The 7,812-nt window shown below is 50.2% G+C and carries 10 protein-coding genes; 1 reads left to right on the forward strand and 9 read right to left on the reverse strand.

All coding sequences use genetic code 11. The annotated features are described in order from the left end of the window. Positions 1-63: 63 nt before the first annotated feature. The 8 genes from D1646_RS20965 to D1646_RS21000 all read right to left on the reverse strand — a co-directional run bounded on the left by D1646_RS20965 (position 64) and on the right by D1646_RS21000 (position 6,312). Positions 64-426: a cysteine-rich VLP domain-containing protein gene (locus D1646_RS20965; protein WP_160638318.1), complete on the reverse strand. Its 363-nt coding sequence runs from the start codon at positions 424-426 to the stop codon at positions 64-66. 8 nt (positions 427-434) lie between these two features. After that, positions 435-776 (reverse strand): hypothetical protein, encoded by a 342-nt coding sequence (locus tag D1646_RS20970; protein WP_160638315.1) that lies wholly within the window; start codon positions 774-776, stop codon positions 435-437. After that, positions 766-1,620 (reverse strand): ParB N-terminal domain-containing protein, encoded by an 855-nt coding sequence (locus D1646_RS20975; protein WP_160638316.1) that lies wholly within the window; start codon positions 1,618-1,620, stop codon positions 766-768. Before D1646_RS20975 ends, D1646_RS20970 begins: the two co-directional genes overlap by 11 nt. A gap of 11 nt (positions 1,621-1,631) precedes the next feature. Next, the gene (locus D1646_RS20980; RefSeq protein WP_243154284.1) at positions 1,632-1,952 is read right to left on the reverse strand and encodes a DeoR family transcriptional regulator; all 321 of its coding nucleotides are present in this window, start codon (positions 1,950-1,952) and stop codon (positions 1,632-1,634) included. Positions 1,953-1,982: 30 nt separating this feature from the next. Next, on the reverse strand, positions 1,983-3,449 hold the full coding sequence (mobQ, locus tag D1646_RS20985; RefSeq protein ID WP_201754794.1) for a MobQ family relaxase: 1,467 nt from the start codon (positions 3,447-3,449) through the stop codon (positions 1,983-1,985). Positions 3,450-3,629: 180 nt separating this feature from the next. Next, positions 3,630-3,911 (reverse strand): DUF3847 domain-containing protein, encoded by a 282-nt coding sequence (locus D1646_RS20990; protein ID WP_016324247.1) that lies wholly within the window; start codon positions 3,909-3,911, stop codon positions 3,630-3,632. 221 nt (positions 3,912-4,132) lie between these two features. Further along, entirely contained in the window at positions 4,133-4,879 is a 747-nt protein-coding gene (locus D1646_RS20995) for a response regulator transcription factor (protein WP_160638317.1), read from the reverse strand. Between the two features lie 101 nt (positions 4,880-4,980). Beyond that, a complete protein-coding gene (locus D1646_RS21000) occupies positions 4,981-6,312 on the reverse strand; it encodes an MATE family efflux transporter (protein WP_016324245.1) in 1,332 nt (443 codons plus the stop codon). A gap of 88 nt (positions 6,313-6,400) precedes the next feature. On the opposite strand from D1646_RS21000, the gene D1646_RS21005 reads away from it, so the two are divergent. Further along, a complete protein-coding gene (locus D1646_RS21005; RefSeq protein ID WP_120424422.1) occupies positions 6,401-7,222 on the forward strand; it encodes a MerR family transcriptional regulator in 822 nt (273 codons plus the stop codon). 82 nt (positions 7,223-7,304) lie between these two features. On the opposite strand, the gene D1646_RS21010 is transcribed toward D1646_RS21005, so the two are convergent. Next, positions 7,305-7,664 carry a TnpV protein gene (locus D1646_RS21010; protein WP_120424423.1) on the reverse strand — a complete coding sequence of 120 codons (360 nt, stop codon included), beginning with the start codon at positions 7,662-7,664 and terminating at the stop codon, positions 7,305-7,307. Between the last annotated feature and the right edge of the window lie 148 nt (positions 7,665-7,812).

Genomic DNA, 7,812 nt, shown 5'->3' on the forward strand with positions numbered 1-7,812 from the left:
GGGGGGCTGGATAGGGAATGGTATCAGGCCCCTATTGAGCCGCCCTCGGAAAGCCTTGCAAAATCAGGGCTTTTTAAGCCCTAAAGCGTGACAGTTCTGCCGTTGTTTCCGCTTGCGCTCTGTGGCCTTTGCCCGCTTCATGCGAATGGAGCAGTCGGGACAGTATTTCGCCCGATTGGATTTCGGCAGATAAGAACCGCCGCAAAGGACACATTTTTTCAAATCAGCCCGATGGAGCAGGGCGGCACACAGGCCAGTGTCCAACGGCAGGACGGCGGCGCGGAACCATTTGCAGATCAGCGAGTATGTGATACTCTGGGGACAGATACATTCCTCGCCGTTGTCCAACAGCAGACAGTTCCCGCAGTCATAATTACAGCAGCTATGTACCAGTCGCCGCGCCGTCCGATACTGCTGATAGTTCATGTGGACGATCACGGCTCGCTCTCTCCTGCCGGTAACTTGATGTAGATGTGATAGGGGGTATGGAGGGCTATCAGTTTCTTCTCCACCAGCCCAACATCCTCCAACTCCCGCAGGGACTGTGCTACGGTGCTGGGGGTACGGTCAATGATCTCCGCGATGGTCTTGTTATAGAACGCCAGATAGCGCCGTCCGCGCTTGTCGGTCTGTGTGGCCTCGGAGTTCAGCGTCATATCCAACATGATCGCGTACACTTCTTTCGCGGTCAGCCGGATATTCATGCCCAGCAGGAACCGGGGATAAGCCAGGTAGGGCGGCAGGGTGGAGCCGCCGGTGATGTAGTCAGTTTTCATGTTCCTTCTCCATTTCGTGTCGGATTTCATGCACTTTCTCGAAAAACTCCTTGATTGCGGTCGTGACAGAATAGGCACTATCACCCAATGCGTCAAATTGGGAAATTGTCATTCCGGCAAAAATGTCTGCCCGGTGATGGAGGGATTCGATACCGGAAACATAGCGGGCGCATAGGGCCTTAAACTCGCTCAACGTCGCTTCGCTGTCCATCATCCCCTGCCGCTTCGGTGTGGGCGACGCTATGGTCAGAACGGCAGCGGCTTCTTCCTGCTGGTCAGGGGGCAGTCTGGAAATTTTCAGCGCGGCCCCCTTGGTGATCTTATCGCCAGCGGCCCGAATAGTTTTCTTTGCCTCCGGAGTCAGATTGGCGGCAGTCTGGACAAGCCGCTCCACGGTGCGTTTGCTCACGCCCAGCTTATCGGCGGTGTCCTCCGAAAAGGGCTTTGCGCCTAAAAGCGTCAAATTGTCGTTCTTAGCGGTCTGCCCGTTTCGCTGGCCTTGGCGGGTTTCCGGGTGCAGGGCCTCATAGAGTTCCTTCCGGCGCAGAAGCAGATCGCCCAATTCACGGTGGGACAGGCCAGCCCGGACAAAGTTCTCGTCAATCTCTGCCAACTCCGCTTGCAGGCCGTCCGCCTCACTGACAACGCACTCGATCTCCGTCCAGCCCAGCAGCTTCACTGCCTCTAAACGGTGAAGTCCGGCAATAAGTGTGTTGTCCTGAGTGATGGTGATCGGGTTCATCAGGCCCACGGCGGCAATGCTCCGGGCCAGTTCTTCCACGTTCCGCTGCTGGGTGTCCCGCCGTCCAGGATTGATTTTGATTTCGCTGATTTTCATTTGCATGGCGGTTGCCCTCAATGCGAAAATATAGCGATAATCCGGTTGAGCATTTCCAGGTCAGGGCCGTCCAGCGATTCCGCTAACCTGCGGAGAAAAGTGATCTCCGCAGAGTTCAGCGCCCTGCGGTCAAGATGAAACCACTCCGCCACCCGGACACCGCCGTGACCGCCCTGGACGGTTTCAATCGGATAAGAGCAGGTCAGCACCACAATGTCGCGGCGAATTGTCCCGGTGCTGACGTTAAACTCATGCGCTAAATTTCCGTATGTATCATGCCGCCGGAGGCACAAAGCCTCCAAAATCTTCTGGCGGCGTTCCCACGGATTCATATCCATAACTGCAAAATCCTTTCTTCAAAATTAAAATTATCGCTCAGTTTCTCTCTGCTGGTGCTGTCCCTCATGGGCCAGACGGTCAGCGGCCTTGCGGAGTGATTCAACAGCTTTGATTTCATCCCGCATAGCCCGCATTTTCTGATAATCTGCATCCTTCTGAACAGCCAGTTTTGCGGCTTCGTCCCGCCACGCTTTGGGCGTGATCGCCTCACCGGATTCTTTCAGTGATTTCAGAAAATGGGCGGCAGCGTCAAAGTCTGCTAACTCTGCCCTATGCTCCTGCTGGTATTTCTCCCGCTTACCCGGTTTCACCTTGTCCAACTTCTGGCGGATGGGCTTGTACTTCTCGTACTGCGCCCACATTTCCAGACGTTCATCCAGGACAGCAAGACGGCGTTCCGCGCCGACAATCTGCCCACGGAGATCGTAATAATCCTTGTTCATGGCAGAGACTTTTTCATAAAGTTCCTGCATGGAATTGATGCCGTTGCCCTGCAAAAACGCCAGCAGTTTGGCGTTCTCCTGGAGAGCCTTAATCTTACCGGAACGGGAACGGGCTTTGTTGCTGTTGACCTTGGCCTGGGCTTCATAAAGCCGGGCCACAAGGCTACCGCCATCTTGGGGCTGTTCGGTCCCAGCCTGCTCTTTCGTCCAGTTATAAATCCGGGTGATGCGGGCTTTGATCTCCTTCAGCAGTTTGTTGTCTGCGGCAATCTGGCGGTTAATGTCTCCCTTCTCCGTCTGGATGCCCCGTCGTTCCATCTGACTGGCGGCAACGCCCATGTGGATGGAGGGGATTTTTTCAATGCCCTGCCGCTTATAGCTGCGGTGATCTATCCGCTCCGGTCTGCCAGCAGCTTCTAAAGCCCGGTTCGCATAAACGGCCCACGCCGCCCGCCACTTCTCGGCGTTCTCCCGGTTGTTCCAGTCGGTGGTGTCCTCCCGGTGATTCTTCCAGCCGCCCTTGCCATCCGGGATGCGGTTGCCCTGGCTGTCCAGGTCGTAAACCTTCCGGCACTTCGGTCCCCAGCGTCCGTCTGGTTTCAGCGGGCGAATGGTCAACATGATATGGGCGTGGGGATTACCGTCACCCTTGTCATGGAGCGCAAAGTCGGCGCACATTCCCTCTGCCACAAAGTTGTCTTTGACGAATAACCGGACAAGCGCCAACTGCTCTGCTCTGGACAGTTCCACGGGAAGGGCAACTTCGATTTCGCGGGCAAGCTGGGCATCGCTGGACTTCTCGATTTCCTCTACGGAGTTCCAAAGCGTGGAACGGTCTTGAAACTCCGGCGGGGCGTGGGCGGGGAGCATGATTTCCGTATGGACAACACCGGGCTTGTGCGTGTAGTCGTGGGTCTTGCCGTCCCACTCATTTGTCAGCTTCTCGCCGCTCCGGTAGGCGGCAGCAGCGACAGCCGAACGGCCTACGCTCCGCTTGATGATTTGAATGGGACAGTGAAAAATTGCTATGTGGTTTTCCTCCTTCCTCCGCAGTCAACAGCGGGGGATAACAGGCCAGCGGAAACAGAACAGACGCAAAGCGGATGTTTCGTTTTTGCTGGCGCACAAGGGGTTTGGGGAAGGTACTTCCCCATCGCGTCCGCAGGACGCAACAGCCCCCGGCAGGGCGCACGACACCGGAACGGTGTATAAGTGCGCCGTTAAGAACGGACTTTAGTTTGTGGGGGCGATTTTTTGCGCCTTTTCCGCCGTTTCCTCTGCTCCCGGCAGACGGGAAAGGTCAATCAGAAACGCCTTGAGCGATTCGCCGTCCATGCTGGCGGTGAAGGGAAACACGCCCTCCATGATCGCGCCATGCACAATCAGGCGGTGGTTCCGAGCGTGGCGTTCTGCATCCCTCTGCTTGTTCAGCAAAATCTTTACCTGGTTCTCGTATTGGGCGGCTTCCTTTTTTGCTTCGTCACGTTGCTTCAACAGGGATTCTTTTTTATCCATTGACATTACTCCATTTCTGTAAAATTGATTTGAGAGAAAAAGTGGAAAACAGGATTTAATCAGGCAACAGTGACTTTCATGTCGAACAAAAAATGACCGCTATCCCGTTTCTTGGGATAGCGGTCATTCGCTGCTTGTTCAAAATTGGAGGCGGTGTCCTCATGTGAATACTCCTTTCCTGTATGATGGAAGTATTCTACAATACAAGCCCTACAGAACTCCTACAAAAGTCCTACAGAACTACTACAATCATCGCAAGTTTCGTCACGATACGCAGTAAAGCGGTAACCAATACGGGGAATCGTTTCGATGTAACAAGGATTCGATATGTCTGGTTCAATGCCCTTTCGTAAAAGAGCAATCGGGCCAGAAACACCCCGGTTATAGCTGCCCTCCATTTCCCATGCGTGTTCACATATCTGCTCTGCGGTCAGCACGATTTTGGGGTTTTGCATAAAGTATAGCAACAAAGAAAATTCGCGGGGACGGAGATCTACAGATCGTCCTTGAACCATTACAATGCGTCGTGCTGGGTCTATGAAAATATCACCTACTTGGAAGGGAGATATTTCAGCTCCACCGGGATCTCTGTAATGATTATATTCTGTGTAACGCCGCAGTTGAGCGTAAGCTAAATCTGCTATCATGGAGTAGGGCCATTTTCCAGAAACACACATATCCGCTCCAAGTTCTATCATTCCCTTCATATCTTTTTCTGGTGTGTCCGAGATGATAATGACTGGCACAAAACTGATACGCCGTATTCCTATCAACCAGTCCGTTTGCTGGATGCTTCGTAGATATTCCAGGTTAACCATCAGCAAATGAAAAGGCTGGTGACTTAACATCTGGCCTGCCGCATGAACTGTGGGGGACATAATAAAGCGCAGACGGTATTGGACTATCAGCTTTTTCAAATTAGAAAATAACTCCTCGGGTATTCCGATAGTCAATACACTGTACTCCATTCAAATCTCCTTTAGGATAGCTACAGAAAAGCGACGGATAAACTTTTGTGCTTCTCGCTTATATTTAAGTTGCGGTTTTCTGCGTTCAAGACGGTACCCCCTTAGTATTGATACCGTTTCCGATATTTCACGAGCATTAACACCGATAATACCATCGCCATCGTCTCTGCTACTGGTGTAGCCAGCCAGATGCCAGTTACACCCAAAACTGCGGGAAGAATCAGCATGGTAATCAGCATGAATACAAAGGAGCGAGAGAAGGCGAGGATTGCGGAGACAATACCGTTGGACAATGCGGTAAACATCCCGCTGGCAAAGATATTAAAACCGATAAAGAACAACGCCAGGGTACAGATTCGATTTCCAGTGATAGCCAGATCGTAGACTGGATTATCCGGTCGGGCAAAAATAGATACCAGGGGCTTTGTTGCGGCAAAGGACGCTGCCACTGTCACAAGAGAAATGACAGCAATCACTTTCAGACTGGTGGAAACCAGCTTTTTTAGCTTCCCGTAGTTCTCCTCACCATAGTAGTAACTGAGCATAGGAGCGATGCCATAGGAATACCCCGTGTAAAGGGAACTTGCGAATACCAGTATATATGTGATGATGGTCACGGCGGCAACTCCATCTTCACCAACATAATAGAGCATGGCCCCATTGATCATCATTGTAATGATTCCCATGACCAAAGTGGTCGCCATTTCTGAGCATCCGTTTGTAGCCGCACTTGCAAGAACCCTTAATCGGAAAGCGGGCCTTGTAAAGTGAAGGAGGCTTTGTTTGTTTCCAGACACAACCAGACCTACAACGGCAGTCACAGAGTAGCCCAGGCCCGTGGCGATGGCCGCACCGCCGATTCCCATGTCCAAAAGGCCGATAAATACATAGTCAAGCACGATGTTCAGTACGCCACCTGTCACGGAACAAATCAGGGACAGGGTTGCTTTTTCAGAGGCGATCATATACAGAGCAAAATTGTTCATCAGCAGGATTGGGATTGTAAAGAGAAGATAGCGGCTGAGATACGAGGTACAATAGCCTGCGACCTCCGGGGACAGCCCCATGCTCCCAAAAATAGTTTCCATCAGAGAGTACCCAAGCACCGTCATGACCAGGCCAACAACCACATTCACTAAAATCAAGAACGTGAAATCTTCCCTTGCCTCTTTTTGCTTTTGCTCCCCCATCTTTTTCATGATGACCGCACTTCCGCCAGTTGCCAGCATAGTGGAAATTGCTGTAATCACTTGAATCACAGGGGCTGTCAGATTGATTGCAGACAGTGCGGTTGTACCGATCAGATTTGATACAAACAGGCCGTCAACCATAGTGTAAAAAGACATAAAGACAGCCATTGCAATGGTGGGGACTGCGAATTTGAGGATGTTCCCCAACGTAACCGGCTTGTTATAGGCGTTTTCATTTTCCATTATTTTTCTCCTTTTTTCTTGTGTTTCTCCGGCATATGCGATATAATAACCCGTACAGTAACTGTACAGTCAAGAGGTATTTTGAAAAATGGAGAAAAATAAAAAATTGCTCACAATCGGTCAATTTGCGTCCCTGCATAGCATAAACAAAAAAACTCTGATGTGGTATGATGAAATTGGCCTTTTCCATCCAGCGTTTATCCATCCCCAAAATGGATACAGGTATTATAGCTACGAGCAAAGTCCTGTTTTGGAAACAATTCTGCTGCTACGGGAGCTGAATTTGCCAATTAGCGAAATTCAGGATTTTATGAAAAACCGTTGCGCCTCCAGCATGGAGCAGCTTATGCAAGAGAAAATTGAAGATATAGACCGCAATATAGCCCATCTAAAGGCACTGCGGAAAACGTTGTCCTACCATTGCCAGAATATGCAGACATTATTGACAATGGATTTATCGAAAATCGGTATTGTGCAGAAAAAGGCGCGCAGTTTAGTTACCGTGGACATCAATCGAAACACTACGTTCGATAAACAAGTGGAGATAATTTCAGCCGAAAGGAAAAAGTACCAATTATGCAACTTGCATGATTTTTCTTATGGGACAATGATTACGGTAGATAGCCTGAAAAATGGAAGATTCGAGGATTATTCTAAACTTTTTGTTGAAATTCCGTCTCCCACAAAAAGCGATGAATTACACATCCAACCAGCCGGGAATTATGTGCGGGCGTTTTATAGAGACGCGGCGGAAAGCCCTGAGCTGTGTTACCAAAGGATATTTGATTATGTTAAAGAACATGGTCTTGTTTTATCAGGATTCTCTTATGAAGCCGTTATCAATATAAACGTAATCGACCAGATTGAGGACTCTCTCGTGCAGATTGAAATACCTGTGAAATCAAAATGACTCATTTAGCGCAGACAATAAGAGGTCGCTACTCAAAATAAGCAACGACCTTTTATTGTTAAAATTGTAAATTCAGAGGATTTCAAATATATATCAGTTCTGTGAAAATAATTTCTTCGGCCCTGGCCCTGCAATTATTTACCAACCCTAACCACGCCATCTGGTCGCGGGCTTTCAGTTCCTCAGTTGCACCAGCGACCTCCATCATCTGCGGCAGCATCTTGTCCATCCTAATTTCCGCCAGCCGCTCGATTGTGGTCAGGTGATCGTCTAGTCTGCCGCTGTTCACCAGGGATGCCCACAGCGCGGTCCGATGCTCCCGGATGTACTCTCGGCGCAGATCGCCGTACTTGCCATAGAATTTCTCTGCTTCTGGTTCGGGGTCAAGTAGCAGATTGGGGATGTAGTAGTCTCCAACTCTCGTATAAGTCAATTCAGCCATTTCCCTCATTCCTTTCACCAGTCATATCATTCTGCCGCAAATGAGCTGACTGTACGTTGTATTTGATGCATTTGAAATACATCGCTTACAGCATACATCGTCGTGGAGATTGTTCCTGTCGATAATCATGGTGATAAGCTCATAGGTC

Source organism: Pseudoflavonifractor sp. 60 (genome assembly GCF_009911645.1).
Classification (GTDB): Bacteria; Bacillota; Clostridia; order Oscillospirales; family Oscillospiraceae; genus Lawsonibacter.